Origin of the sequence: Bradyrhizobium sp. STM 3566 (genome assembly GCF_045571445.1) — a bacterium.
In the GTDB taxonomy this organism is placed as follows: domain Bacteria; phylum Pseudomonadota; class Alphaproteobacteria; order Rhizobiales; family Xanthobacteraceae; genus Bradyrhizobium; species Bradyrhizobium vignae.
The window spans coordinates 1,402,481-1,429,261 of the sequence record NZ_CP120692.1 but is presented as its reverse complement, the minus strand read 5'-3'; the positions used below and the strand labels follow the sequence as shown (position 1 = coordinate 1,429,261).

The 26,781-nt window shown below is 65.5% G+C and carries 28 protein-coding genes; 15 read left to right on the top strand and 13 right to left on the bottom strand.

The window, feature by feature from the left end; all coding sequences use genetic code 11:
• Positions 1–8: 8 nt before the first annotated feature.
• Together P6U27_RS06845 and P6U27_RS06840 are read right to left on the bottom strand one after the other, a co-directional pair.
• Positions 9–950, bottom strand: coding sequence for an SMP-30/gluconolactonase/LRE family protein (locus P6U27_RS06845; protein WP_162500146.1), 942 nt, complete (start codon positions 948–950; stop codon positions 9–11).
• Positions 907–2,979, bottom strand: coding sequence for a PQQ-dependent sugar dehydrogenase (locus tag P6U27_RS06840; RefSeq protein WP_407193753.1), 2,073 nt, complete (start codon positions 2,977–2,979; stop codon positions 907–909). The genes P6U27_RS06845 and P6U27_RS06840 overlap by 44 nt, the downstream gene beginning before the upstream one ends.
• A gap of 201 nt (positions 2,980–3,180) precedes the next feature.
• Here P6U27_RS06840 and P6U27_RS06835 point away from each other — a divergent pair, with 201 nt between their 5' ends.
• The 4 genes from P6U27_RS06835 (at position 3,181) to P6U27_RS06820 (ending at position 5,819) form a co-directional block, all read left to right on the top strand.
• Positions 3,181–3,414 carry a DUF6894 family protein gene (locus P6U27_RS06835; protein ID WP_122401210.1) on the top strand — a complete coding sequence of 78 codons (234 nt, stop codon included), beginning with the start codon at positions 3,181–3,183 and terminating at the stop codon, positions 3,412–3,414.
• A gap of 9 nt (positions 3,415–3,423) precedes the next feature.
• Entirely contained in the window at positions 3,424–3,600 is a 177-nt protein-coding gene (locus P6U27_RS06830; protein ID WP_164937212.1) for a hypothetical protein, read from the top strand.
• 243 nt (positions 3,601–3,843) lie between these two features.
• Positions 3,844–5,436, top strand: coding sequence for a gamma-glutamyltransferase family protein (locus P6U27_RS06825; RefSeq protein WP_122401209.1), 1,593 nt, complete (start codon positions 3,844–3,846; stop codon positions 5,434–5,436).
• Positions 5,437–5,594: 158 nt separating this feature from the next.
• Positions 5,595–5,819, top strand: coding sequence for a hypothetical protein (locus P6U27_RS06820; protein ID WP_162500145.1), 225 nt, complete (start codon positions 5,595–5,597; stop codon positions 5,817–5,819).
• 52 nt (positions 5,820–5,871) lie between these two features.
• Here the strand turns inward: P6U27_RS06820 and P6U27_RS06815 are convergent, their stop codons facing one another.
• Genes P6U27_RS06815 through P6U27_RS06800 form a run of 4 tightly spaced genes read right to left on the bottom strand, consistent with a single transcriptional unit; the run spans position 5,872 to position 9,339 of the window.
• Positions 5,872–7,155, bottom strand: coding sequence for an FAD-binding oxidoreductase (locus P6U27_RS06815; RefSeq protein ID WP_122401207.1), 1,284 nt, complete (start codon positions 7,153–7,155; stop codon positions 5,872–5,874).
• Positions 7,156–7,167: 12 nt separating this feature from the next.
• On the bottom strand, positions 7,168–7,899 hold the full coding sequence (locus tag P6U27_RS06810; protein WP_122401206.1) for an amino acid ABC transporter ATP-binding protein: 732 nt from the start codon (positions 7,897–7,899) through the stop codon (positions 7,168–7,170).
• Positions 7,896–8,549: an amino acid ABC transporter permease gene (locus tag P6U27_RS06805; RefSeq protein WP_122401205.1), complete on the bottom strand. Its 654-nt coding sequence runs from the start codon at positions 8,547–8,549 to the stop codon at positions 7,896–7,898. Before P6U27_RS06805 ends, P6U27_RS06810 begins: the two co-directional genes overlap by 4 nt.
• A gap of 31 nt (positions 8,550–8,580) precedes the next feature.
• Positions 8,581–9,339, bottom strand: coding sequence for an ABC transporter substrate-binding protein (locus P6U27_RS06800; RefSeq protein ID WP_122401204.1), 759 nt, complete (start codon positions 9,337–9,339; stop codon positions 8,581–8,583).
• 178 nt (positions 9,340–9,517) lie between these two features.
• On the opposite strand from P6U27_RS06800, the gene P6U27_RS06795 reads away from it, so the two are divergent.
• A complete protein-coding gene (locus P6U27_RS06795) occupies positions 9,518–10,159 on the top strand; it encodes a helix-turn-helix domain-containing protein (RefSeq protein ID WP_162500144.1) in 642 nt (213 codons plus the stop codon).
• Positions 10,160–10,743: 584 nt separating this feature from the next.
• Here the strand turns inward: P6U27_RS06795 and P6U27_RS06790 are convergent.
• From P6U27_RS06790 to P6U27_RS06780, 3 genes are all read right to left on the bottom strand, one after another.
• The gene (locus P6U27_RS06790; protein WP_122406387.1) at positions 10,744–11,910 is read right to left on the bottom strand and encodes an IS110 family transposase; all 1,167 of its coding nucleotides are present in this window, start codon (positions 11,908–11,910) and stop codon (positions 10,744–10,746) included.
• A gap of 112 nt (positions 11,911–12,022) precedes the next feature.
• The gene (locus P6U27_RS06785; RefSeq protein WP_407193752.1) at positions 12,023–13,288 is read right to left on the bottom strand and encodes a D-amino acid dehydrogenase; all 1,266 of its coding nucleotides are present in this window, start codon (positions 13,286–13,288) and stop codon (positions 12,023–12,025) included.
• A 70-nt stretch (positions 13,289–13,358) separates the two neighbouring features.
• Positions 13,359–14,687, bottom strand: a complete 1,329-nt coding sequence (locus tag P6U27_RS06780; protein ID WP_407193751.1) for an aspartate aminotransferase family protein — start codon at positions 14,685–14,687, stop codon at positions 13,359–13,361.
• 147 nt (positions 14,688–14,834) lie between these two features.
• On the opposite strand from P6U27_RS06780, the gene P6U27_RS06775 reads away from it, so the two are divergent.
• Both P6U27_RS06775 and P6U27_RS06770 read left to right on the top strand, forming a co-directional pair.
• Positions 14,835–15,383, top strand: a complete 549-nt coding sequence (locus tag P6U27_RS06775; RefSeq protein ID WP_018646206.1) for a cupin domain-containing protein — start codon at positions 14,835–14,837, stop codon at positions 15,381–15,383.
• A 190-nt stretch (positions 15,384–15,573) separates the two neighbouring features.
• On the top strand, positions 15,574–15,726 hold the full coding sequence (locus P6U27_RS06770; RefSeq protein ID WP_164937244.1) for a hypothetical protein: 153 nt from the start codon (positions 15,574–15,576) through the stop codon (positions 15,724–15,726).
• A gap of 42 nt (positions 15,727–15,768) precedes the next feature.
• Here the strand turns inward: P6U27_RS06770 and P6U27_RS06765 are convergent, their stop codons facing one another.
• Genes P6U27_RS06765 through P6U27_RS06755 form a run of 3 tightly spaced genes read right to left on the bottom strand, consistent with a single transcriptional unit; the run spans position 15,769 to position 19,572 of the window.
• Positions 15,769–18,030, bottom strand: a complete 2,262-nt coding sequence (locus tag P6U27_RS06765) for a xanthine dehydrogenase family protein molybdopterin-binding subunit (RefSeq protein WP_407193750.1) — start codon at positions 18,028–18,030, stop codon at positions 15,769–15,771.
• Entirely contained in the window at positions 18,023–19,078 is a 1,056-nt protein-coding gene (locus P6U27_RS06760) for an FAD binding domain-containing protein (RefSeq protein ID WP_407193749.1), read from the bottom strand. Before P6U27_RS06760 ends, P6U27_RS06765 begins: the two co-directional genes overlap by 8 nt.
• Positions 19,075–19,572 (bottom strand): (2Fe-2S)-binding protein, encoded by a 498-nt coding sequence (locus tag P6U27_RS06755; RefSeq protein WP_122401198.1) that lies wholly within the window; start codon positions 19,570–19,572, stop codon positions 19,075–19,077. The genes P6U27_RS06760 and P6U27_RS06755 overlap by 4 nt, the downstream gene beginning before the upstream one ends.
• A gap of 252 nt (positions 19,573–19,824) precedes the next feature.
• Here P6U27_RS06755 and P6U27_RS06750 point away from each other — a divergent pair, with 252 nt between their 5' ends.
• The gene (locus P6U27_RS06750; RefSeq protein ID WP_122401197.1) at positions 19,825–20,463 is read left to right on the top strand and encodes a TetR/AcrR family transcriptional regulator; all 639 of its coding nucleotides are present in this window, start codon (positions 19,825–19,827) and stop codon (positions 20,461–20,463) included.
• Between the two features lie 53 nt (positions 20,464–20,516).
• Complete coding sequence (locus P6U27_RS06745; RefSeq protein ID WP_122401196.1) at positions 20,517–20,924, top strand: DUF4864 domain-containing protein; 408 nt, start codon at positions 20,517–20,519, stop codon at positions 20,922–20,924.
• Here P6U27_RS06745 and P6U27_RS06740 read toward each other — a convergent pair.
• Positions 20,921–22,186 carry an MFS transporter gene (locus tag P6U27_RS06740; protein WP_122401195.1) on the bottom strand — a complete coding sequence of 422 codons (1,266 nt, stop codon included), beginning with the start codon at positions 22,184–22,186 and terminating at the stop codon, positions 20,921–20,923. The two genes, P6U27_RS06745 and P6U27_RS06740, sit on opposite strands and share 4 nt — an antisense overlap.
• 144 nt (positions 22,187–22,330) lie before the next feature.
• Here P6U27_RS06740 and P6U27_RS06735 point away from each other — a divergent pair, with 144 nt between their 5' ends.
• The 6 genes from P6U27_RS06735 to P6U27_RS06710 all read left to right on the top strand — a co-directional run bounded on the left by P6U27_RS06735 (position 22,331) and on the right by P6U27_RS06710 (position 26,725).
• Positions 22,331–22,774, top strand: a complete 444-nt coding sequence (locus P6U27_RS06735; RefSeq protein WP_122401194.1) for a hypothetical protein — start codon at positions 22,331–22,333, stop codon at positions 22,772–22,774.
• Positions 22,775–22,847: 73 nt separating this feature from the next.
• The gene (locus P6U27_RS06730; RefSeq protein ID WP_122401193.1) at positions 22,848–23,129 is read left to right on the top strand and encodes a hypothetical protein; all 282 of its coding nucleotides are present in this window, start codon (positions 22,848–22,850) and stop codon (positions 23,127–23,129) included.
• A gap of 9 nt (positions 23,130–23,138) precedes the next feature.
• On the top strand, positions 23,139–24,566 hold the full coding sequence (locus P6U27_RS06725) for a TolC family protein (protein ID WP_122401192.1): 1,428 nt from the start codon (positions 23,139–23,141) through the stop codon (positions 24,564–24,566).
• Positions 24,567–24,579: 13 nt separating this feature from the next.
• Positions 24,580–25,917: a copper oxidase gene (locus P6U27_RS06720; protein WP_122406407.1), complete on the top strand. Its 1,338-nt coding sequence runs from the start codon at positions 24,580–24,582 to the stop codon at positions 25,915–25,917.
• A 32-nt stretch (positions 25,918–25,949) separates the two neighbouring features.
• Entirely contained in the window at positions 25,950–26,405 is a 456-nt protein-coding gene (locus P6U27_RS06715) for a cupredoxin domain-containing protein (protein ID WP_162500549.1), read from the top strand.
• A gap of 17 nt (positions 26,406–26,422) precedes the next feature.
• Complete coding sequence (locus P6U27_RS06710; RefSeq protein ID WP_122401190.1) at positions 26,423–26,725, top strand: copper-binding protein; 303 nt, start codon at positions 26,423–26,425, stop codon at positions 26,723–26,725.
• The last annotated feature ends 56 nt before the right edge of the window (positions 26,726–26,781 follow it).

Here is a 26,781-nt window from a genome sequence, read left to right as displayed (position 1 = left end):
ATCATGCTCTAGCAGCGCCCGCGCTGGAGGCAGTGCTCGCGCCCCGGCTGGTCGGTGCGGAAGGATTCGATGAAGCCACCCTGGCGCTGGGTGACGAAGACAGTCTTGCCGTCACCGCCGCCGAAGGCGAGGTTGGTCGGCTCCTTGGCCCGAAGCGCGATCTCCCGCTCGACCGCGCCATTGGGCTTCATCAGCGCGATCGTGCCTTTGAGAATGCGCGCGACATAGAGGCGGCCGGCGACGTCGGTGCGCAGGCCGTCGACGGTGTCGGGCTGAAACGACTTCACGAGCCTTGCGCCAGTGAGCTCGTTGCCGCTGATCGCATAGGACCAGATCTGGCCGCTGCTGGATTCGCCCACATAGAGCGTCTTGCCGTCCGGGCTGAGATCGATGCCGTTGGTGGTGCCCATCGCGCGCGGCGCCGGCATCACCTGCCCCCGCACCGTCCCGTCGGCTCGCTTCGCGATGCGCCAAATATGACCTTCCCTGCCTTTCCAGTTCGGATCGCTCGCATAGATCGTGCCGTCGCGCGCGATGGTGATGTCGTTGGGCTGATTCATCTCGTCGGAATGAAACCAGACGGTGGGCTCGGTCGCGCCCTTCGGGATCGCGAAGATGTTGTGCTTCTTGTAATCGGCAATGAACATGGTGCCGTCGCGTGCAAAGCGGATGGCATTGCCGACACTGCCTTCGGGAAGCACCGTGAATGGCTCCGACGCCGCGCCGCCCGCCGGCAGCCTGCCGATGGTGCCGGGCTTGCCGAGATTGACCACGAAGAGGTTGCCGTCGAGGTCGGCGGCGGGCCCTTCGATGCCGAACGTATATTCGCCGGCGGGCGTCACCTGCACGCTTTCGAACAGCCTGGTCTCGGCCTGGGCGGGGGCCGTGGCGACGACGAAGAGGATGCTACTGCACAGGCACCAGAAATTCCTGCCGGATGTAATAGCCATCGCCGTCGGAGCACTCGCCATTCAGATAGGGATCGGCCGGCCGAAAGAATCGGCTGAAGCCGGGTCTGTCTACAGCGCTCCTTTGTGTCACGACAACGACCTTGGCGGCCGGTATTTCGCCGCATTCCTTGTCGGACTTGTCATAGAACTTGCGCTGCGGCGGACCGGCTTTGATCCGCATCCGCGTGCCCGGAACCATCTTCGCGACGAGCAGATCCGCCGCATCCAGCAGACGCTTGTAGCCAGGCTCGGTCTTCGGCAGGCTCTCGCCACCCGGCGGCATCAGCTTCTCCGCGCCAAGGCCGCGCAGGCGCGTGCGCAGCTTGCCGGCGTCGGGATCGCCGGGATAGATCCAGCCATCCTGCGACAGCATGAAACGGAGCACGGCGCCGTCCTGCTCTGCCTCCGATTGGCCCGCCTTCAGACCGAAATCCGAGTGGCAGCCGACGCAATGCTTCTCGACGAGGCCCTTGCGCAGCGTGGTCAGCCGGGCGCTGTTCCGTGCATCCCTGGCGACCAAGGCCGCGAGCTGATCGATCATCGCCGGGCTGCGGCTGTCGCAGGGCAGCGGCGCCGGCGCTTCACCCGCGGCGCGATCGACGCGGATCACGGTCCGGTTCTTGTCCTCCACCAGCCAGATCGCGCCGTCCTCCGCAACCGTCATGCCGACGGGCGCACCTTGCGGCCGCGCGCCGTTGACGCGGTGCCAGCCGGCGATCAGCTCCTCGAACGGCGCGGCGGCGACCTCGCCGGCCTCGGTTTGGAATCTGCGGGTCGGGTCAGCCGCGCAACTGACGTGATAGCGCACCGGTGCCGGGGCAGGTTTGGGGAAGCCGTGATCGTCGACATCATAGACGAGCAAGCGGCTGCCGGTCGGGCGATAGCCGTGCAGGCCCACCAGCAGCTTGCCCTCAAGCTCCGGAAATTTGCCGCCGTGGTAGTAGAGCATCGCGAGCGGTGCACCATGCGGCGGCAGCAGCGAGAGCGGCGGCTTATAGAGCGCGTTGGCCGTGCAGAGCGACTTGTAGACCCCGGATTGCAGCACGAGCCTGAATTCGGGACTCGGCGTCGACAGATCGTAGCAATACGGCCAGCCGTAGTGCCTGCCCTGCTCGATCGCGTTGATCTCCTCGTTCGGCTTGAAGATGTCGGGCAGATCGCGCCCGTTCTCGCCCTGCAGGAAGGCGTAGCCGGCATCCGGAAAGTTCGGATGCAGCGCCAGCGCCATCGAGTTGCGCAGACAGCGCGCATAGACGGTGTGCGGCGGGTCGGGATCGCCAGGCTTCAATGCCGGGAAGACGCCGCCTGGTGGCGGCGTGAACAGCCAGATCGCAGCCATCGCGGAGCCGCCTTCGGCCGCAGCGCAGGGCCTGGTGATCGGCGCCGGCGTGATGCAGTCGTCGCTGTGCGCGCCGACATTGACGAACAGCCGTCCATTCCGATCGAGCACGAATTGCTTCAGCGGATGCGCGCTCTCGTCCAGCCTCGTGCCGTCCGGCAAAGTGATTCGGCGGCCGGGCATGTGACGGATGATGGTCTCGACCGTGCTCCGTGGATTGTCGGCGAGCGGATCGAAACGGAAGATCGTCTCCGCGGTCGAGGCATAGAGCTTTTTGTCGGGACCGATCACGAGGCCGAACGGATATTCGAGCCCCGTCAGCAGCTCTTTGAAGCGTTGCCCGTGGGGCGCATGCGGATCGAGCAGCAGCAGCCGCCCGTCGGCATGACCCCAGCCGCCCATGTCGGCGACGACGAACAGGTCATGACCGGGCACCTGGACGATCGAGCGCGGGAATTTGAGGCGGTCCTGTTCGCTGGCGACGAGGCCGGCGCAGAATCCCGCCTTCATGTCGATCTCGATTCTGGGGAAGGCGAGATCGCCGCTGCCGCAGGATTCGGTGCCGATCGCATAGCCACTTTTCCTGACCGGCTCGGACGATGCCGGCGCTAAGCCGAGCAGCGCGGCGGTCAAGACCCCTGCAAGCAAGCGCAGATTTCGCCGTCCGATCTCGAATGTGAACTGATTCACGGTCGCCCCCGACCTTCCCGCGGACGTTGTTCCATGCCGCCTCGGCGCCGTCCAGTCATCACTCGCCTGTGATTAAACCTGTAACGACCTTGGTGCCGACCAATCTCCGTAAATTCCCTTACCGGGCTCGACCCGAATGTTTCGCGAAGGCTTGGGGTGGTATCGATTTGCCGTCCCAATCGCTTTCTACAGGAGGCGCTCATGGTCCAGGTCTATTTTCACTGCTCCAACACCGAGGGCACGCTGATCGACCACTACGGGGCCGCCGTCGCCAATCTGACCGAGGCGCGCGACCGCGCCACCCAGATCATGAACTCGATGATCCAGACGCCCGGTGCCGAGGACTGGCGCGATTGGGTGATCCATGTCAGCGATGACGACGGTGAGGAGATTTTCGATCTCCCCTTCACCGCCATGCTCGGCAAGCCGCATTGAGGTGATACCATGTTGCTCGCTTCCTTGAGCCTGTTCCGCCAGCCCCTGAGCTTCGTCGCCACCAAATGGCAGACGCTGATCCGCGTCGCGGGCAACCCCTATCGCCCCGAGCTGCATTACATGCGCGGGCCTGGCCCGAAATGGCGCGCCAAATATCAGGCCAGCCGGCTGGACCGCTCGCTCTAGGCGCTCCTTCGCTGCGTTCGAGCTGATTTCCGTCTCTTTCCCATCATGGCCGGGTTCAACCCGGCCATGATGCGTTTGGGAGACGGCAGCGCCCCGCCATACCGCCTATTTCACACCAGCCATGTCGCGCCTCCCTTTGTTCTCGTTGGCGGCAATGTGTCATTCTGCGCTCGCTCCGCCGTTTGCGCGGTCGCGCAATGAAGCCAAGACACAGACCAACAAGACACAGAACAAGACGAGATCATGCCTCACCAGTTCAGCCTCAACCAGACCGTCCGCAAACCTGCAGTCAAATCGAAGGGCGGCATCGTCGCCTCGCAATCGCGGCGGGCTGCTGAAGTCGGGGCGCAGGTGCTGGCCGCGGGTGGCGACTGCGTGGACGCGATCGTCGCAACCACCTTTGCCCTGAACGTCCTGGAGCCCTGGAATAGTGGTATCGGCGGCGGCGGTGCGATGGTGCTCTACCGCGCGAAGGAAAATCGCTACGAGGTGATCGACTACGGCATGTGCGCGCCGCAGAGCCTGCGCACTGCCGACTATCCGCTCAGTGGCGAAGGCGCGGCGGCCTCCGACCTGTTTCCCTGGCCCCGGGTGAAGGATGACCGCAACATCCATGGTCCCGGCTCGATTGCGGTACCCGGCGTCGTCGCCGGCATGGAAGAGGCGCATCGCCGCTACGCAAAGATGCCGTGGAAGGATCTGGTCGCGCCGGCTGCCGCGCTCGCCGGCGAAGGCCTGCTGGTCGATTGGTGGACGACCGTGACGATCGCTGGCTCTGCGGCGGATCTCAGGCGCTATCCCGCAAGCGCGGCCGCATACCTGAAAGACGGTCTGCCGCCGAGCGCGCCATGGGGCATCAAATCCGAGACACGGCTGCCCCAGGACACCATGAAGGCGACTTTGTCACATCTCGCCGAGGCCGGCCCTCGCGATTTCTACCAGGGCGATCTCGCCAGGAGCATTGCCTCCGATATCAAGGCCGACGGCGGCTCGCTGTCGGTGGAGGATCTCGCCGCATTCCACGCCCACCTGCGCGAGCCACTGGCGATCCCCTATCGCGAGGGCAAGGTGCTTGCGACGCCGGAGCTCACGGCGGGACCGACGATGGCGCATGCGCTGCGCCTGTTGCAGCAGAGCTTGACGCCCGCAGGCGCGCCGGATGCCGCCGCCTATGTCGAATATGCGCTCGCCCTGCAGGCGGCCTTCCGCGAGCGGCTCAGGGACATGGGCGATGCCGACGGCAAGCGCTCGCTTGGCGCAGAATATCTGGCGCCCGCCTGCACCACGCATTTCTCCGTCGTCGACCGTCACGGCAACATCGCGGCGGTGACGCAGACGCTGCTCTCGTCCTTCGGCTCGAAATATGTGACACCCCACACCGGTATCACCATGAACAACGGCATCATGTGGTTCGATCCGACGCCGGGTACCACCAACTCGCTTGCACCCGGCAAGCGCTGCCTTTGCAACTACACGCCCGTTATCGCCGAGACGAAGGACGGCAAACGCCTCGCCGCCGGCGCCTCCGGCGGACGTCGCATTTTGCCCGCCGTGATGCAACTCGTCTCCTTCGCGATGGATTTCAGGATGGATCTGGACGCCGCCATCCATCAGCCGCGCATCGACGCCAGCGAAGGCGCGATCGTGATCGGAGACGCCCGACTTCCGGAGGAAGCACGCAAGGCGCTGGCCGCACGCTTCGACTACGAAGAAGGCCGGGTGCAAACGTTGCCGCAGAAATTCGCCTGCCCGAGCGTGGTGATGCGCGAGGGCGACACGAATTATGGGGCGGTCGAGATTTTTCAGCCATGGGCCGCGGCGGTCGCGGAAGGCTGAGCGCAGAAATCGACGCGAGATCATGCGAGCGCTCGTTGAGCCGATACGGGATCGCGCATCTGCACGAGCGTCACGACTCCTCCACATTCGCAGGGAACTTACCTGCGCACAGTTCGTTCATTGAATGGACAAATGCGCTCGCCCCAGTGGAGGACAAGATGAAGAAACTTGCGCTCGCCGCGTCCCTGATCATCGCGGCCGGCGTTACGTTTGCCGGCCCCGCGGTTGCAAAGGGCGGACATGGACATGGTCGCGGTCACGGCCATGGTCACGCGATGGGCCATTATCACTATGGCACACCGCCCGGCTGGTCGCATGGACGCAAGGTCGGCTGGCGCGGCATGGGATGCCCGCCCGGGCTGTGGAAGCAGGGCCGCTGCTGACGCAATCTGCAACTCCCAACACGGCGCCGCCCGAATCCGGGCGGCGCCTTTTTCATATGCCAAGCCGGTCCCGCACCCGGCCCGCGATCACCGCGGTCGTCACGCCGACCGGCCAGAACGCGTGCATCGGGATCGGCTTGATGCCCGTGATCGGCATGTCGATTTCGGCCTTGGCGCCGCCGATCAGGCGGCGCGCGAGTTGCGCGCCCATCGCGGTCGAGAGCGCGACGCCGCGGCCGTTGCAGCCGAGCGAGATCAGGATGTTCTCCGCGGGCTCATGCACGTGGGGATAATGGTCCTTGGTGATGGCGAGCCGGCTGTTCCAGCCATGGGTCCAGGCGGCGCCTTTGAGCTGGGGCCATAGCCGCTCGGCATAACGGATGAGATAGGCCACGTCATACGGCGACTTGATCCAGCGCATCGGGCCGCGGCCGCCCATCAAGAGACGGTTCTGCTGATCGATGCGGTAATAGACCGTGATGTGGCCGCTCTCGTAGAGGACCGGACGCGTCGGCATGATCGAACGGGCGACCGCGTCGGAGAGCGGCGCGGTCGCGGCGATCGAGGAAAACACCGGCACGATGGTGCGGCGGAGCGCCGGCCAGAGATCGTCGGTGAAGCCGTTGGTGGCGAGCAGGACCTTATCGGCATGAACCACTGCGCGCGGTGTCTCGATGCGCCAGCGCCTGCCGTCGCGGCGCAGTGACAATGCCGGCGTCTCGCCATGGATCTTCGCGCCCGCGGAGATCGCGGCGCGCGCGAGGCCACGGGCGTAGCTCAGGGGATGCAGATCGCCGCCGCGGGTATCCAGCATCGCGCCGATGTAACGGTCGGTGCCGGTCATCTCGCGCAGCTGCTCGCGGTTCAGATAGGTCACCGGCATGCCGCGGCGGATACATTGTTGCGCGGTCTTCTCGATCGCGGCGGCGCTGGCCTCATTGTAAGCCGCGCGCAGCGTGCCGTTCTGCCGCGCCTCGCAGGGAATCTGGTAGCGGCGGATCAGGTCGTGGGTGAAGTTCGTCGTGCCGTAGGAGAACTCGATCATGCGGCGGCCGAGATCTGCGCCGAAATCGGCTTCGATCTGATCGGGATCGTGCTTCAGTCCGGGATTGGTGTGGCCGCCATTGTTGCCGGACGCGCCCCAACCGGGTTCCTGCGCCTCAAGCACCAGCGCCTCGACGCCTTGCTCGGCCAGATGCAGCGCTGTGGACAGGCCGGTGTAGCCGCCGCCGACGATCGCGACGGAGACGCTTCTGTCGACGTCGAGCGGCGGCGTGGCGACCGGCGCGACGGCGGTGTCGGCATAGAGCGAGGGCGGCAGAGGCAGGCGCGTCATGGCGAAGTCCGGTCAGAGCGGATGCAGCACGCGGCGCAAAAAGTCCTGCGTGCGCGAATGCTGCGGCTGGTTGAGCAGCGCCTTGGCCGGGCCCTGCTCGACGATGACTCCGCCGTCGATGAACAGCACGCGATCGGCGACATCGCGGGCAAAGCCCATCTCGTGGGTAACGACGACCATGGTCATGCCGTCGTCGGCGAGCTTGCGCATGACGCCGAGGACCTCGCCGACCAGCTCGGGATCGAGCGCCGAGGTCGGCTCGTCGAACAGGATCGCCTTGGGTTGCATGGCGAGCGCCCGCGCGATCGCGACGCGCTGCTGCTGGCCGCCGGAGAGTTGCGGTGGATGGGCATCGGCCTTCTCGGCAAGCCCGACCTGGGCGAGCAGAGCGCGGCCGCGCTCGAGCACCTGGGCGCGCGGCTCCTTCTTCACGAAGAGCGGCCCCTCAATCACGTTCTCCAGCACCGTCCGATGCGGAAATAGGTTGAAGCGCTGGAACACCATCGAGACCTGGGTGCGGATGTTCACGATCGACGGAGCATCGCGATCGACCTTCAGGCCTTCGACGCTGATCTCGCCACGATCGTAGCTTTCGAGCCCGTTGATGCAGCGCAGGATGGTCGACTTGCCCGAGCCTGATGGCCCGATGATGCAGACCACCTCGCCCTTCTCGACGCTCGCCGTGATGCCCTTGAGCACCTCGACCTTGCCAAAGCTCTTGTGGACGTCGTTGAGTTCGATCATCGCTTGCGGGCCCGCTTCTCGAAGTGACGGACCAGCAGGATCAGGGGGATGCTCATGGTGAGGTACATCAGCGCCACCAGGGTGAACACGCTGGTGTTCTTGAAGGTCGAGGAGGCGATCAGCTTGCCTTGCAACGCAAGCTCTGCGACCGTGATGGTCGAGGCCTGCGAGGAATCCTTCAGCATCATGATCATGACGTTGCCGTAGGGCGGCAGCACGATACGTACCGCCTGCGGCAGCACCACGCGACGCATGGTGAGCCACCAGCCCATGCCGATCGACTGCGCCGCCTCGATCTGGCCCTTGTCGATCGCCTCGATGCCGGCGCGAAAGTTCTCAGCCTGATAGGCCGAATAGGCGATGCCGAGCCCGAGGATCGCAGCCTGCAAGGCCGTCAGCGTGACGCCGAGATCGGGCATCACGAAGTAGAGGTAGAACAGCAGCACGATGATCGGGATGCCGCGGATCACGTTGATCAGGCTGGCGCTGAGCATCGACAGCGCCTTGATGCCGGAGACCCGCATCATCGCCCAGACGAGCCCTAGCACGGTCGAGAGCAGCAGCGAGCCGACCGTGACGACGATCGTCAACGCGACGCCGTTCAACAGGATCGGGAAGAACTCGACGGCGTCGCGCCAGAAGCCTTTCATCGGGAAGCCTTCATCGGTCAGACGCTCACGATCAACCTTGTGCCTTCAGGCCCCATTTATCCAGAATCTTGTCGATGGTGCCGTTGGCTTTCAGCTTCGCCAGCGAAGCATTGATCTTGCCGAGCAGCGCAGTTTCGCCCTTGCGGACGCCGATGCCGACCGAGCCGACCGTGACCGGCTTATAGCCGTCGACGAGACGCACCTCGGGGAAGCCGCCCTGCTTCAGATTGTAGGCGAGGATCGGATAGTCGGCATAGCCCGCCTTGAGGCGGCCGGTGTTCACGTCGCGCAGGATGTCGGGGATGGTGTCGTAGGCCTTCACCTCGGCGAACAGACCAGTCTTCTTCAGCGCGTCGACGAAGGCGGTGCCGACCTGGGCGCCGACCGTCTCGCCCTTCAGGTCGTCCTGCGTGGCGTAAGCCTTGGTGTCGGTCTTCGGCACCACGAGGCCCTCGCCGTAGGTGTAGATCGGGTCGGAGAAGTCGACGACCTCCTTGCGCGGCGGCGTTATGAACATCGCAGCCGCGATGATGTCGATCTTGCTCGAGGTCAGCGAGGGGATCAGCGCCGAGAACTGCATCGGCTCGATCTGAACGTTGAAGCCGGCGTCCTTGCCGACCTCGGTGATGAGATCGACCATGATGCCCTGGATGGTGTTGGTCTTGGTGTCGAGGAAGGTGAAGGGAATGCCCGTCGGCGTCGAACCGACCTTCAGCACTTGTTGCGCCGACGCCGGCACGGCTGTGGCAATGGCGAGCGCCGCGATCGCGGCCTGGACAAAACGCTTCATCGCATCCCCCTTTGGGTCTGGCCGGTGACGGCGCTCGCGCATGTCGTGACCAGACGTTGCGGGCTCAGCCGTTTCGGCCTAGTTTCACCAATATGAAAATTGGTCACAGTTTCGCGAACGATGCAAGTGGTTTTCATGCACATGAAGGAGGCTGTCTGACGTGAGCGGTGGCAAAAGAATGCGCAAACCGGTCGCCGCAAAGCCGGCCAGGAAGGCGAGAGCCAAAGCCGTCGCCAAGCCGGCCGAACCCGCGATGGACGTCGCGGTCGGCCGTCGCATCCGCGATCTCAGGCGGGTCAGGCAATTCTCGCTGGAGACGGTCGCGGCGCGCACGGATCTGTCGATCGGTTTTCTCAGCCAGATCGAGCGCGGCCTGTCGTCGCCGTCGCTGCGCGTGCTGGCAACGCTCGCCGACGTGCTCGGCGTCGGCATCGCCGCGCTGTTCGGCGCAAGCCCGAGCAGCGATGGCTCCTCCGATCAGGTGGTAACCCGCGGCCTGCAGCGGCCAGAGCTGAAACTCTGGCGCACCGGCGTCTCGAAACAATTGCTGAGCCCGGCCAGCGCCGATAACAAGCTCAACCTGTTCCTGGTGCATCTGGAGCCCGGCGGCTCCACCGGCGACGAGCTCTACACCCATGATGGTGAAGAGGCCGGGCTCGTGCTCGAGGGCGAGATGATGCTGACGGTGGACAGCCGGACGTGGTCGCTGAAGACGGGTGACAGCTTTCGTTTCGCCAGCCGCCGGCCGCATCGGTTCTCCAACCCGGCGCAGGATGCGAAGGCCGTGGTGCTCTGGGTGAATTGCGTGACGGGGGCGTAAGCCTCCCTCCTTTCGCGCGCACACCCTCAGCCCGTGATAGGTTGGCGCTCCGCTACCTCCACATCGTCATTGCGAGGAGCCCTTGCGACGAAGCAAATCCAGACTGTCTCCGCGGAGGGATACTGGATTGCTCACATGGGGATTTGGTGTGTCAAGGCGGTTTGTTCAGCTCTTTGTTCGATTGCAGGCCAGCTCTTCGTCCCGACCGTGGAGCACGTAGGATGGCGCGCGCAGATCGAGTCAAGGTCGGCCCGTAGGGCCGTCGCGAAGCGACTTGGCCTTGACTCGAGCGAGCACGCCATCAGGCTTTGGCAGTCGGGGCAGCGGGCGGATAACTCCTTTTCGTCAGGCGATCCAAGGGTCGAGCCGGTTTTTGCAATCTGGTTTGCTTGCCAGATCAAACTCACATTCGGTCGCCGCGCGGCGGCGGCTGCACCAACATTCCGCTTGCGGCGGGCAGGCTCGAGAGGACGAGACCATTCTTCGTTACGGCGTTTGAAGCCATGCAATCCATCGGTTCGTCCACCCGGATCGGCCGAGGCTGATCAATCTCGGCGGATTGGCTGAGGCTGAGGAGCGTGGTGTCAGGCGGCGGCCTTTATCTCGGCTCCCTCGATCACCACGCCCGCGGTCACGTACTTCCAGAGGGCCACGAGCAGCTTGCGCGCGAGCGCCACGATCGCGCGCTTGCGGCCGCGTTGGCTGTGCACCTTGAACCACTGGGTCAAAGCCGATTGAGGCTGGTGGCGTACCCAGAGCCAGGCGAGCTGGATCATCGTGGTTCTCAGGCGCGGATTGCCAGCCTTCGACACGCCTTGCTCGCGCTCGATGCCGCCACTGCGCCATGGCGTGGCTGCAAGGCCGGCATAGGATGCAATCTGGCGGCGGTTGGCGAACTGCCGGTAAAAGGCCTCCGACCAGAGAACGGCCGTGAAGTTCGGGCCCAGGCTCTTCAGTTCGAGCAGCATTGCCACCGGGTTCGATACGGTCTTCTCCCCCGCCGCCTTGCTCGCGGCCAGCAACGCATCCTGCTCGCGCTCCACCGCCGTGATCTGGTCGAGCAGCAGTTCGAGCCGGTCGAGTTCGCGGCTGATCTGCGCCTTCAGATGCGCCAGCAAGGCGCGCCCGTCGCCCGTCCGCAAGGCCTCCAGCCGCTTCCGCCGGTCTCGCCGCAGCGGCGCGTAGTCGAAGATCCCTTGCGCGAACAGAAGACCCTTGATCCGGTTCACATGCTCGATCCGCTCCGCGATCAAGGTCTCTCGCTCGCGGCACAGCCTACGGCGGTCCTCCTCTGCCGGAGAGGGCGCAACGACCATGGCGCAGACCCGTACCTCGCCGCGCTTGTAGGCCAGCAGCGTCCGCAACAGCGTCTCGCCATCCAGCCGGTCCGTCTTGGCCCGCCGGCGCCGGCGCGGCGTCGCAATCGAGGCCGGATCGACTACGTGGCTCTCGATGCCTTCCTGCTGCAGGGCGCGGTGAAGCCAGAACCCGTCCAGCCCCGCCTCCTGGATCGTGATGAGCGGATAGCTCTCACCCGTTCGCGCCTGCGCCTTGCGCTTCAGCTCCGCAAACAGCTTCAACAGTTCCGAAAGCTCGCCGGCCTTCATGCTGCGTTTGGACATCTTCTCGCCCTTGCAGGGCGACAGCGAAGTGACCAGCCATGTCGAACGGCTCAGTTCCAATGACACAAAAATTGCGCCAAACTGCGTGCGGATAGCGGCCAGTCCGTCGGAAGGATGATCGAGCAACATCGTCGTCTCCAGGTTGAATGGATTCAGCAACCCTCAGTCTGGCCTCAGACCTGGTCGCTATCCACTCCCCATGGAATCTTCGCTACGCACGCAATGACGAACGGATAGAGCCTTACCCGAACCGATGCGCGTACCGCTCCACCGTCAGCGCACTCACATCGATCTCCGGCTTCTTGCCCGACAGCATGTCGGCCAGCACGCGTCCCGAACCGCAGGACATGGTCCAACCCAACGTGCCGTGGCCGGTGTTGAGGTGGAGGTTGGCGTATTGGGTCGGGCCGATCACGGGCGGGCCGTCCGGGGTCATGGGGCGCAGACCGCTCCAGAACGTTGCCTTGGCGAGATCGCCGCCGCGCGGGAACAGGTCGGTGAGGGAGTGATCGAGCGTGGCGCGGCGGGCGTCGTACAGCTTGCTCGAATAGCCCGAGATCTCGGCGGTGCCGCCAACGCGGATGCGGTCGCCGAGGCGGGTGATCGCGACCTTGTAGCTCTCGTCCATCACGGTGGATTCCGGCGCGCCGGAGGCGTCCTTGATCGGCACCGTGATCGAATAGCCCTTCACCGGATAGACCGGCAGCGCGATGCCGAGCGGCGCCACCAGCCGCGGCGACCAGCTGCCGAGCGCGAGCACGTAAGCGTCCGCCTGCAACAGGCCGGCGCTGGTCACGACGCCGCTGACGCGCGCGCCCTCGGTGACGATGCGATCGATGCCGGTGTTGAACAGGAAGCGCACGCCGAGCGCCTGGGCATGCTTGGCCAGGGACTGCGTGAACATATGGCAGTCGCCGGTCTCGTCCTGCGGCAGACGCAATCCACCGACGAATTTTTCCTTGACGCCTGATAGCGCCGGCTCGACCGCGATGCAGCCCTCGCGGCTCAGCACCTCGAAGGGCACGCCATATTGCTTGAGCACGGCGATGTCTTCGCCGGTGCCGTCGAGCTGGGACTGGTGGCGGAACAGCTGCAGCGTCCCCTGCGAGCGCTCGTCATACTGGATGCCGATGTCGTGGCGCAGGTCGCGCAAGGCGTCGCGGCTGTATTCCGCGATCGGGATCATCCGGCTCTTGTTGACCGCATAGCGCGCGCTGGTGCAGTTGCGCAGCATCTTGAGCAGCCAGACCCACATGACCGGATCTAGCTTCGGCCGGATCACCAGCGGGCCGTGCTTCATCAACAGCCATTTGACCGCTTTCACCGGCACGCCGGGGCCGGCCCAGGGCGACGAATAGCCGGGCGACACCTCGCCGGCATTGGCGAAAGAGGTCTCCAGTGCCGGCTCCGGCTGACGGTCGACGACCGTCACCTCATGACCGGCGCGAGCGAGGTAGTAGGCAGAGGTGACACCGATGACACCGCTGCCGAGGATCAGAACTTTCACGCTTCGTCAAACTCCCGCGGCATCACACGCGCCGCTGCCAGGAAACAACTCGCAACGGCGAGAGCAATTATCAGGCCACCTTCTTGATGGCGTCGCCGAGGATGGAGACCATCTGATCGATGTGGCTCTTCTCGACGATCAGCGGGGGCGACATCGCGAAGCTGTCGCCGCTCATGCGCAGATAGAGACCGGTGTTGAAGCAGTCGACCATGACGTCATAGCCGCGCGCGCCGACGACGCCGTCGCGCGGCGCCAGCTCGACCGCGCCCATCAGGCCGCAATTGCGGATGTCGACGACGTTCGGCAGGCCTTTGAGCGAATGCAGCGCGTCGCGCCAGTATTCGGCGATCGAGGCACCGCGCGTGAGCAGGCCTTCGTCCTTGTAGATGTCGAGCGTCGCGATGCCGGCGGCGCAGGCGGTCGGATGCGCCGAATAGGTGTAGCCGTGGAACAGCTCCATCTGGCTCTCGGGGCCGACCATCATGCCGTCATGCACCTTGCGGCTCGCGAACACCGCGCCGCAGGGAATGGTGCCGTTGGTGATGCCCTTGGCCGTCGTCATCAGGTCCGGCGTGACGCCGAAGAAGTTGGCGGCGAACGGCGTGCCGAGGCGGCCGAAGCCGGTGATGACCTCGTCGAAGATCAGGAGGATGCCGTGCTTGTCGCAGATCTCGCGCAGGCGCTGCAGATAGCCCTTCGGCGGCGGCAGCACCGCAGTCGAACCCGGCACCGGCTCGACGATGACGGCGGCAATGGTCTCGGCGCCGTGCAGCGCCACCAGACGCTCGAGATCGTCGGCCAGCTCGACGCCATGCTCGGGCTGGTCCTTGGCGAAGGCGTTACGGGTGAGATCGTGGGTGTGGCGGATGTGATCGACGCCCGGCAGCAGGGTCGCGAAGGCGCGGCGATTGGCGACCATGCCGCCGACCGAGGTGCCACCAAAGCCGACGCCGTGATAGCCGCGCTCGCGGCCGATCAGACGGGTGCGGCTCGACTGGCCGTTGGCGCGATGGTAGGCGAGCGCGATCTTGAGCGCGGTGTCGACCGACTCGGAGCCGGAGTTGGTGAAGAAGACGCGATCGAGTCCCTTCGGCGCGATCTCCGCGAGGCGCTCGGCGAAGTCAAATGCCAGCGGATGGCCCATCTGGAACGAGGGCGCGAAGTCCAGCGTCATCAGCTGCCGCTCGACCGCGGCGCCGATCTGCTTGCGGCCATGGCCGGCATTGACGCACCAGAGGCCGGCGGAGCCGTCGATCACCTTGCGGCCGTCGACGGTGGTGTAGTGCATGCCCTCGGCCGAGGAGAACAGGCGCGGCGCCTTCTTGAACTGCCGGTTGGCGGTGAACGGCATCCAGAACGAGTCGGTCTTGATGGTGTTCGGAATCTGATGAAGGGTCACGGCCGCGCTCCTTTGCTGACGGGCCAGCAGAGCCACGGCTTCGAAGCCGCAACAAGTCCTTTTCTGGTGATCTGCAAGCCATTGATTTAACTGGGGCCGCCGGTCCATATTTGCGCGATCCGCAACACCTGCAACAGGGCTTGGGCTATGAGCGTCGACATCGGTGGACGGCTACGATTCATCCGGGCGCGCCACAAGCTGTCGCAGCGCGAGCTGGCCAAACGTGCCGGCGTCACCAATTCGACGATCTCACTGATCGAATCCAACCAGATGAACCCCTCGGTCGGCGCGCTCAAGCGCATCCTCGACGGCATCCCGATGGGGCTCGCCGAGTTCTTCGCGCTGGAGCCGGAGTCGAGGCGCAAGATCTTCTACCGCGCCGAGGAGCTGACCGAGGTCGGCAAGAAGCCGATCTCGTATCGGCAAGTCGGCGACAATCTGTTCGGCCGCAGCCTGCAGATCCTGAAAGAGCGCTACGAGCCCGGCAGTGACACCGGACGCGTGCATCTCGTCCACGACGGCGAGGAAGGCGGCATCGTGATCTCGGGCAAGCTCGAAGTCACCGTCGAGGACGAGCGCCGCATTCTCAATCCCGGCGATGCCTATTATTTCGAGAGCCGCCGCCCGCATCGCTTCCGCTGCGTCGGCGGCAAGCCGTGCGAGGTGATCTCCGCCTGCACGCCGCCGACGTTCTGAGGGCGCGATCGGCCTTTCGCGATCTTACGGAACCACCGATATCTTACGGATATTGAGCCACCTCAATTTCCGCGAAACAAGCCGCTACATATTACGAACCGTGCCGGGCAGCCTGGCGTTGAGGTGCTGAGGTTATAATACGTGAGAATTCCTTGGGCACTCCGGGGCCGCTTCGCAACAGGACTCGCAGATGAAGATCACGCTCGCCAATGCAGAAGCCGCGCTCGACGAAGTCCAGCGCGATGCCGACAAGCTCCATTCGCGCGAGCTGCGCAAGGCCATCGCCGACTACATCGAGATGCAGCGCGAGGCGCTCAGGGCGCTCCGCAAGAAGCTGCATTAGCGAAACGCGGCGGAGCGAGAAGATCTCGCCCCGCCTTGTCCCTCAACGCTGCGTCAGCAACTCCTCGATCCGGATCGGGAAACGGCGGACGCGCACGCCAGTCGCATGCCAGACGGCATTGGCGACCGCGCCGGCGCTGCCGGTGATGCCGATCTCGCCGACGCCCTTGATGCCGAGCGCATTCACGTGCGGATCGTGCTCCTCGACCGTGATGACGTCGAGCGGCGGCACGTCGGCATTCACCGGGATGTGGTACTCGCCGAGATTGGCATTCATGATCCGGCCGCTGCGGCGGTCGGTGACGGCCTCCTCGTGCAGCGCGAAGGACATGCCCCAGATCAGGCCGCCGCACAGCTGGCTCTGCACCATGCGCGGATTGACGATCCGTCCCGCCGCGAAGGCGCCGACCATGCGGGTGACGCGGACCTGGCCGAGCTCCGGATCGACCTTCACCTCGGCGAACACCGCGCCGTGGGCATGCATGGCATATTCCTCCATCGCCGCCGGATTCGGCGCGCCGGTACCGCGAGCCTCGACCTCGGCGACGCCGGCGCGCGCGAGAATCTCGGCATAGCTCTCGCCGCGGCTCTCGTCGTCGCGACGGATCAGCCTGCCGTCCCGCGCGATCACGCCGGCATTGCCGGCGCCGAACAGTGGCGAGCGCTCATCATTGGTGGCGAGATCGGCGAGCTTTGCGATCACGGCCGCGCCGGCGCTATGGATCGCGCTGCCGGCCGTCGCGGTGTGGGCCGAGCCGCCGGCGATGCCGGCATCGGGCAGGTCGGACGTGCCGGCCTTGAATTCGACACGGTCGACATCGAGGCCGACGGCATCGGCCGCGATCTGGGCCAGCGCGGTCCAGGCGCCCTGCCCCATGTCATGCGCGCCGATCTCCATGACACCCGAGCCGTCGCGGCGGATCGCCGCGCGCGCTTCGGCCTGGAACATCAGCGCCGGGAAGGTCGCGGTGCCCACGCCCCAGCCGACCAGAAGACCGTCATCGTCGCGCATCTGCCGCGGCTGGAGCGAGCGCTTCGCCCAGCCGAACCGCGCCGCACCCTGCTCGTAGCAGGCACGCAGTGCCTTGGACGAGAACGGCTTGCCCGAGATCGGCTCGACCTCGGCGTAGTTCTTCAGGCGGAAGGCGAGCGGGTCGATGCCGCAGGCCCAGGCCATCTCGTCGATCGTACTCTCGAGCGCGATCGAGCCCGTTGCCTCCCCCGGCGCGCGCATGAAGAGGGGCGTGCCGGTGTTGACGCGCACGGCATCGTGCGAAGTGCGGATCGCAGCCGCCGCATAGAGCGTGTGCGAGGCATCGGCCGCGGGCTCGTAGAAATCGTCGAACGTGCTCGACACGGTCCTGGCGTGATGATCGAGCGCGGTCAGGCGTCCCTCCCCGTCGGCACCGATGCGCAGGCGCTGACGCGTCGGCGCACGATGGCCAACCGGGCCGTACATCTGCTCACGGCGCAGCACCAGCTTCACCGGCCTGCCGACGAGTTTTGCCGCCATGATGCCGAGCGTTGGCGGCCCGGCCATCAATCCCTTGGAGCCGAAGCCGCCGCCGAGGAACGGGCTGCGGATGTGGATCTTGTCGTGCGCGATGCCGAACAATTCGGCGATGCGCGCCAGCGACAGCATCAAGCCCTGGGTCGGCATGTCGATCTGCAGACGGTCGCCATCCCAGGAGGCGACGATCGCATGCGGCTCCATCGCGTTGTGATATTGCGGCGGCGTCTCGTAGGTCGCGTCGATCCGCTTCTCGGCCGCGGCAAGACCCGCCTCGACGTCGCCGTGATGATGTTCGCTCGGATTGCCGACGCCAACGACGGGCGGCACGAAGGTCTCCCCGGCATCGAGCCCGACCAGCGGGGGCAGTTCATCATAGCGAGGCGCCAGCAAGGCAGCGCCTTCAGTCGCGGCTTCGAGCGTTTCCGCGATCACGACCGCGATCGGCTGATTGGCGTAGCGAACCTCATTGCTCTGCAACACCTCCATCCGGAACACAAACGGATTGGTCTTGATCTCGGGGTCGATCGCGAGCTGTGGCTTGTGGTCGGGCGTCATGACGTCGACGACGCCGGGATGGCGCTTGGCGGCCGCGACATCGAGCGAGGTCACGCGGCCGCGCGCGATGCTCGAAACGGCCATCACCGCAAACAGCATCCCGGGTGGATGATTGTCGGCGGCGTAGGTCGCCCGCCCCGTGACCTTGAGGATGCCGTCCCGGCGGGTCAGCGGCTGGCCGATATTCGAGCCGTGCCGCAGATGGGCGGGAGCGCTGGTCAAATTGAGCTCAGGCATGGATGGCTCCGGAGATCGAGGCAAAGGGAGAGGCCGGCAGCGCGGGGATACGCGCAGGCGTACCGGCGGCGGCGAGTAGCAGCGCGCGCACGACGATGCGGCGCGCGAGCTCGATCTTGAAAGCGTTGTCGCCGGACGGTTTTGCGCCCTCGAGCGCACGCCAGGCCGCCTCCTGGAACGCGTCCGCCGAGGGCGCAGCATTCCCAAGCACGTCCTCTGCTGCGCGAGCGCGCCAGGGCTTTGCGGCAACACCGCCGAGCGCAAGCCGCGCCTCCGCGATTCTGCCGTTCTCGATCCGCAGCGCGGCGGCGGCCGAGACCAGGGCAAAGGCATAGGAGGTGCGCTCGCGGACCTTGAGATAACGCGCATGCGCGGCAAAGCCGCGCGCGGCGGGCGGCAGGCGCACCGCGACGATGAGATCGCCGGGCTCGAGCACGGACTCGCGCCCGGGCGTATCGCCGGGCAGGCGGTGCAGCGCGTCGAGCGCGATCTCGCGGCGGCCGTTCCTGCCCTCGATCTCCACGACCGCGTCGAGCGCGACCAGGGGCACGCAGAAGTCGGACGGATGCGTGGCGATGCAGCTCTCGCTCCAGCCGAGCACGGCATGGCTTCGATTCTCGCCGTCGCGGGCGTCGCAACCGGAGCCCGGCTCGCGCTTGTTGCAGCGGCTGGCGGTATCGTAGAAATATGCACAGCGTGTCCGTTGCAACAGATTGCCGCCGACGGTGGCGGCATTGCGCAATTGAGCCGACGCGCCGGAGAGCAGCGCTTCGGCCACCGCAGGATAGGATCTCGCGAATTCGGCATTGTGCGCGAGATCGGCGTTGTTGACGAGCGCGCCGATACGCAAGCCACCGTCTGCGAGAGTCTCTATACCATCGAGTCCATCGAGATGCGTGACGTCGACCAGGCGATCCGGACGGCTGACACCGCCCTTCATCAGATCGAGCAGGTTGGTGCCGGCTGCGAGATAGACGGCGCTCGGCCGGGCCGCGGCGGCGACGGCTTCGGCGATCGTGCCGGGCCTGACATAATCGAACTGTTTCATGCGGAGCGCCTCTGATTGGTCTCGTCCATGCCGGCCTGCGCTTCCAGCACGGCATCGACGATGCCGGCATAGGCGCCGCAGCGGCAGAGATTGCCGCTCATGCATTCGCGCACGCGCTCGGGATCGTTGCCAGCCTGGCCTTCGCGCATCATGCCGATCGCGCTCATGATCTGGCCGGGCGTGCAGAAGCCGCACTGAAAGCCGTCATTGGCGATGAAGGCGGCCTGCACGGGATGAAGCTGGTCGCCGCGTGCGACGCCTTCGATGGTGAGGATGTCGGCGCCGTCATGGCTGATGGCGAGCGCAAGGCACGAGTTGATGCGCTTGCCGTCGACGAGAATGGTGCAGGCGCCGCACTGGCCGCGGTCGCATCCCTTCTTGGTTCCGGTGAGATGGAGGCGCTCACGCAAGAGATCGAGCAGCGTGACGCGCGGATCGTCGAGGACGAAGTCGCGCCGCGCACCGTTCACGGTGAGGCTGATGGAGTGGTTCATACAAGGCTCCGATCAGAAATGGATATGAGTCGTCGTGCAGCGCGCCACCGCCGTGGCCGCCGTCGATACCGCGCCGCCCGAAGATGATGCGGCCGACGCCCGATCGAAGATACGGAGGCAGCCTCCGTTTAACAAGAGCCGCTCGGAAATATCTGGAATTCGTCAAAAGCCCCTGCGCCACCAACGCGATGCAGCCCTGCACGGGTCCGGCGAGGGTTCAATCTAACCAATTCGTGATCTACATTGCGCGGCATGGATGACCACACCGACCAGGCCCGAAAGCCCCGCGCCGACGCCGTGCGCAATCGCGAGCGCGTGCTCGAAGCGGCCAAGGCCGTGTTCAGCGCCGGCGGCCCCGAAGCGAGCCTGGAGGCCGTCGCAAAACGCGCCGGCGTCGGCATCGGCACGCTCTACCGCCATTTTCCGACGCGCGAGGATCTGTTCGAGGCGGTGTACCGGCGCGAGGTCGAGCAGCTCAGCGAGCTGGCCGAGCAACTGAAGAATGAAAAGGACCCGGTCGAGGCGCTGCGGCGCTGGTTGCACTCAGGGGTCGAGTTTGTTGCGACCAAGAAGGGGATGATGGCAGCGCTGGCGCTGGCGGTGCAGAGCGGGTCGGAGCTACATGCTTTCTCCTTCGAGCGTCTGACCAAGGCGATCGGCTCGCTGCTCGAGCGCGCGGTCGCAGCTGGCGAGATGCGCGCCGACATCAGCCCGGAGGATCTGCTGCGCGCCTTCTTCGGCATGTGCTACGTGCACGACCAGCCCGGCTGGCAGGCGACGGCGCTGCGCCTGCTCGACGTATTCGTCGACGGCTTGCGCGTGCAGCCGCCCAGCAAGGCCAAGGTGCGCGCGGCCAGGACGACGAAGCCGGCACCGAGGCGGAAGCGGTAGGCGCGGAGATGTGCTAGCATCGCCTCCGCCGGGATATCGACGCGGAGCCTGTCATGCGCATCGCAGTCTTGGTCGTCGCCTTCACGATTGCCCTTAGTCTCCTCGCCGCACGCGCCGGCGATGTCGCGGCCGCCCAAAGCGTCATCCGCGCCCAGGAGCAGGCCTTCGTTCGCGACGATGCGACGGCGGCTTATTCCTATGCGGCACCGGCGATCAAGGAGATCTTTCCCGCACCCGACATCTTCATGTCCATGGTGCAGAGCGGCTACGCGCCGGTCTATCGTCACAAGAGTTTCGAATTTGGCGAGAGCAAGATCGATGGCGGCTGGATCGCCCAGCGCGTCCATATCATCGATGCCAATGGCGAGGCCTGGGAGGCGCTCTACACGCTCGAGCAGCAGGGCGACGGCAGCTACAAGATCACCGGCTGCTCGCTGCTGAAGGCAGGACAGTCCGTTTAGGTGGCAAAACCCGGGCCGGTCTTGACCGAGCCCATCCGCGCGCGGATCAAGAGCAGCACGACGATGCCGATGTTCAGCGCATTCCACGCCACGCCATTGGCGAATGCCGCGGCGTACGATCCGGTGGCATCGAAGATGACGCCGGACACCCAGCCGCCGAACGACATGCCGAACACGGAGGCGAAGATCACGATGCCGACGCGGGTCGCCGCCTCGCTCGCCGGCATCGCCTCGCGCACGATGATGGCGTAGCTCGGCACGATACCGCCCTGGAACAGGCCGAACATCGCGGAGATCAGATACAGCGAGGTGAGGCTGTCGAAGAACAGATAGAACACCAGCGCAAATCCCTGCGCCAGCGATCCCACCAGCAGCGTGCGGATGCCGCCGATCTTGTCGGCGAGATAGCCCGAGCCGATGCGGCTGATGATGCCGCAGCCCATCATCAAGGACAGCATCTCGGCGCCGCGCGCGACGCCGTAGCCGAGATCGCCGCAATACGCGACGATGTGCACCTGCGGCATCGCCATCGCCACGCAGCAGGAGATGCTGGCAATCGAGAGCAGCACCGTCAGTGTGTTGGTCGACAGCTTGAGATCGACCCGCGGCGGCGGTGCGTTGGCATGATCGCGGAGATGGTCGTTGCCCATCTGCGCGCGCAGGATCAGCACGAGCACCGCCATCAGGCTGGCGCAGACGATGCCGATGCCGATATGGGTGTAGCGCCAGCCGATCTCCTGCGTGCCCCAGCTCACGATCGGCGGCCACATTGTTCCCGCGACATAATTGCCGCTGGCGACGATGGTCACCGCCAATCCGCGATAGCGCTCGAACCAATGCGAGGCTTCCGCCATCAGCGGCGCGAAGGTCGCGGAGGTGCCGAGCCCGATCAAGAAATAAGCCGCCACGAACTGCCAGAGCTGGGTCGACAGACCCGCGAGCACATTGGCGACGCCGAGGAAGGCGATGCTGATCGCCATCGCCGGCACGATGCCGAACCGGTCGGTGATCTTGCCGGCGATCACGCCGCCGAGCCCGAAGCCGAACATCATGAGGGTGAAAGCCAGCGACACCGCGCCGCGCGTGGCGCCGAATTCGGTCTGCACCACGGGAATCACGACCACGACCGCCCACATGCCGACGGCGCCGATCGAGCCGATCACAAGGGCAATGACCAGGCGCACCCAGGCCTGTCGGGAGTCAGGGTTGAAGGACGCAGGTGTTTGTCCTGGATGATTTGGCGCGTGCACGGGCCGGACCATGACCCGCGGTTCGCCACATGGTCAAGCATCGTGGCGCGATATTGGGCATGCGCGGTGCACTGCGGTAAGAAGAGCTTGGCGAATGCGCCTTTTGCCATTAGTTTGCAATCAGCGTGTGCAACATTGCCGCGCGGAGTCGGCGGAATGTTGTTGCGATTGACGCGATCGTTGCGGATCAGGGTGGGGCGGATCATCGCCCTCGCCTATCTGTTCTGCGTGCTCGCGCCGGCCGCAAGCCTTGCCTGGGGCGGTGGCCCTGCGCCCTGCCTTGACGACGCGCGCCTCGCAGATCTCGTGCCGGCGCATCACCAGATGCCGACGAACCATGTGCACGGCGATACGTCGCACGCGCATGCGGCAACCCACGCTCATCACCAGACCGCGGCAAAGGACGCGCCCGCACAGCATCACCACGACGGCAAGGGAACAGTGGGCCCGTGCTGCGCGATGATGTGCGTCAGCGCGCTGCCCGCCGATCTGCCTGATGTCGCCAAGCCGCTTCTGCCCGTCTCCGCCTGCGCACCCGAGATCGTCCCCAGCCTGCACGGCGCGGCACCACCCCAGCACTACCGTCCCCCCATCGCTTGATCTGACGCGACGATTTCGGGCCGAGCGCGCTTCTGCGCGCGCGAACCTGTGGTCTCCAGATCAAGGACAGGTCATGTTTACGCTTTCCGGGGCGAAGTCCGCCGCATCTGCGGTGGATCGACGATATTTTCGATTGAATCGGCTGCTGCTCGCCCTTGCCGCGCTGTCGCTCTCCGGCTGCATGCCGGCAACGACACCGATCGCCAGTGCCGACCCCGCCGCTCCCGCGGCGAAGGTGGCGCGCATCGGCTATCGCTCGACCATCGCGCCCTATACCAGCCTGCGGCCTGCGACGCCGGCGCCGTGGCGCGGCCGCAACGATGCGGTGACGCCGCAGCCGAAGCAAGACCGGTAGGAGCGCGCCATGACACGCCATCTTGCGCGAGGCCTGCTCGTCCTCACTGCGCTCAGCGTTTCCGGCTGCGCCGCGTTCTCGCCCGACAGCGGCATGACCGATGTCTCGGATCTGACGAACCAGGCCATCAACAAGGACGTCGCCTTTGTGCGAACGGCCGAAGGCACCGGCGCGGTCGAGGCGCGCGTTCGCCAATTGCTGTCGCGGACGCTCAGCGCAGACGCTGCCGTGCAGATCGCGCTGCTCAACAACAAGGGGCTGCAGGCCGCCTATAACGAGCTGGCGCTGGCCGAGACCGATCTGGTCGAGCAGAGCCTGCCGCCCAACCCGGTGTTCTCGATCTCGCGGATATCAGGCAATGGCGCCAGCGAGATCGAGCGCCAAGTGGTCGGCGACATCCTCGCGCTTGCCACCCTGCCGTTCCGCTCCGACATCGCCCGTGACCGTTTCAGGGCAGCGCAATTGCGCGCTGCCCTGGCGACGCTGCGACTCGCCGCCGACGTGCGCCGCGCCTACATCCGCACTGTTGCCGCCAACGAGATGGTGGTGCTGCTGACCGAGGCGAAGGCGACGGCGGAATCGACCGCGCAGCTCGCGGTCAAGCTCGGCGAGACCGGCTCGCTCAACAAGCTCGACCAGGCGCGCGAGCAGGTGTTTTACGCCGAGACCACTGCCGACCTCGCCACCGCGCGGCAGACCGCGGCGAGCACGCGCGAAAGGCTGGCGCGCCTGATGGGTCTGTGGGACGAGGGTCTCGACTTCCGCTTGCCCAACGCGTTGCCGTCGCTGCCGCGCCGGCCGCTGGCCTTGCCCTCCATCGAGGCCGATGCGGTCGCCCATCGCATCGACCTGCAGATCGCGCGGCTGGAGCTGACGGCGCTGGCGAAGTCGCTGAACCTCACCGAGGCGACGCGTTTCGTGACGCTGCTGGATCTTGCCGGCATTTCCCGCCGCACTCGGGATCCGGAAGGGCCGCCGTTCCGCGAACGCGGCTTCGACGTGCAGTTCCAGATCCCGATCTTCGACGGCGGCGAGGTGCGCGTGCGTCAGGCAGCCGAGACTTACAACTTTGCCTTCAACCGTTTGAGCGAGCGCGCCGTGAATGTGCGCTCCGAGGCGCGCGATGCTTATCGTGCCTATCGCTCCACTTACGACATCGCGAGCCACTACCAGCGCGAGATCATCCCCTTGCGCAAGATCATCACCGAGGAGATGCAGCTGCGCTTCTCCAGCATGCAGGTCGATATCTTCGCGCTGCTCACCGAGGCGCGGCAACGTCTGGCGTCGCTGCGCGGCGCGATCGACGCCAGGCAGAGATTCTTCCTCGCCCAGGCCGACTTGCAGACCGCCGTCAATGGCGGCGGCGCGGCGGCGGCCGTCAGCGACAATCCAACCACCATCGCCGCGGCAGCACCTGCCGATGGCGGCGGCCACTGAGATGGAGGCCAGGATGTTTTCCCGCCGAGGATTTCTAGGGAGCGCCGCGCTTGCCGGCGCGTCGGCTATTCAAGGCCGCGTGCAGGCCGCTTCGATTCCGGAAGCACCCACCATGGACAAGGTGGTGATGCAGCCGCCGCTGCATCCGATCAGCGGACCGGATTATCGCCCCGTGGTCACGCTGAACGGCTGGTCGCTGCCGTTCCGCATGAACGGCGACTGGAAGGAATTCCATCTCGTCGCAGAACCGGTGGTGCGGGAGTTCGCCGAAGGCATGAAGGTGAATTTGTGGGGCTACAACGGGCAATCGCCCGGCCCGACCATCGAAGCCGTCGAGGGCGACAAGGTCCGCATCTTCGTCACCAACAGACTGCCCGAATACACAACCGTGCACTGGCACGGCATGATCGTCCCGAGCGGGATGGACGGCGTCGGCGGATTGAACCAGCCGCACATCGAGCCGGGCAGGACCTTCGTCTACGAATTCGAGATGAAGAAGAGCGGCACGTTCATGTACCACCCGCATTCCGACGAGATGGTGCAGATGGCGATGGGCATGATGGGTATGGTCGTCGTGCACCCGCGCGATCCGAATTTCCGGCCCGTCGATCGCGACTTCGTGTTCGTGATGAGCACCTATCGCGTCGACCCCGGCACCTATCTGCCGCATGTCAACGAGATGACCGATTTCAACATGTGGACCTGGAATGCGCGGGTGTTTCCCGGGATCGATCCACTGCCGGTCAGGCTCGGCGACAAGGTGCGCGTGCGCATGGGCAACCTCAGCATGACCAATCATCCGATCCATCTGCATGGCCACAGTTTTGCGGTGACCTGCACCGACGGCGGCTGGGTTCCGGAGAGCGCGCAATATCCGGAGACGACGACGGACGTTCCGGTCGGCGCGGTGCGCGTGCTCGACGTGCTCGCCGACAATCCCGGCGACTGGGCGTTCCACTGCCACAAATCGCACCACACCATGAACGCGATGGGACACGAGGTGCGCACCCTGATCGGCGTGTCGCGCAAGGATCTCGCCAAGGCCGTCGGCAAGCTCGCACCGGACAGCATGGCGATGGGCTCGACCGGCATGGCGATGGGCAACATGGAGATGCCCGCGCCCGACAACACGCTGCCGATGATGACCGGCACCGGCCAGTTCGGGCCGATCGAGATGGGCGGCATGTTCACCGTGATGAAAATCCGCGAAGACCTCGCGCGCGACGATTACCGCGATCCCGGTCCGTACAAGTTCCCGCAAGGCACCGTCGCCTACGAGGTCACGGCGCCGGCCGCCGAACCAGCCCGGCAAAAACCCGGCAGCCCGCCGATGAAGAACATGAAGATGTGAGCGTCTTGATGAACCACCAACTGGAGACCACGATGAAGATCACGATCAAGCTCGGCCTCACGCTGGCCGCGCTCTCGACCGTCCCGGCCTTTGCCCACGACAAGCACGGGCACGCAAATTTTTCCGCCGGCGAGCCCGGCGATCCCAACAAGCCCGCACGCACGATCGAGATCCTGATGAACGAGATGGACTACTCACCCGCCCGGATCGAGGTCAAACGCGGCGAACAGATCCGCTTCGTGCTGCGCAATGTCGGCAAGGAGGATCACGAATTCCTGCTCGCGACACCTAAGGAGAACCTCGCGCATGCCGTTGAGATGAAGAAGCATCCGCACATGGAGCACGACGATCCGAACGGCGTGCGCCTCGCCCCGAACAAGACGGCCGAGATCGTCTGGAAATTCACCAAGGCAGGCGCCTTCGAGTTCTCCTGCCTGATTCCCGACCATCGCGACTACGGCATGGTCGGCCACGTCACCGTGAAGTAACGCGAAAGGAGACTGCCATGAACCACATCATCCGTATCGGCACTGCGCTGGCGCTGACGTTGAGCGTTGCCGCTGGAGCTTTGGCGGCCGGGGCTGCCGCGATCAGCGGCGAGGTCAAGAAGATCGATGAGGGTGCCGGCAAGATCACGCTCAAGCACGGACCGGCAAAGAGCCTCGGCATGGATGAGCCGATGACCATGGTCTACCGCGTCAAGGACGCCGCGATGCTCAAGCAGGTGAAGGTCGGCGACAAGGTGACCTTCGAGGCCGAGGAGGCGGCTTCAGGGTACACGGTGACCAAGATGGACAAGGCGAAGTAGGGGCGCTTGCCCTCGACTGTCATTCCGGGATGGTCCGCAGGACCGGATCCATGACC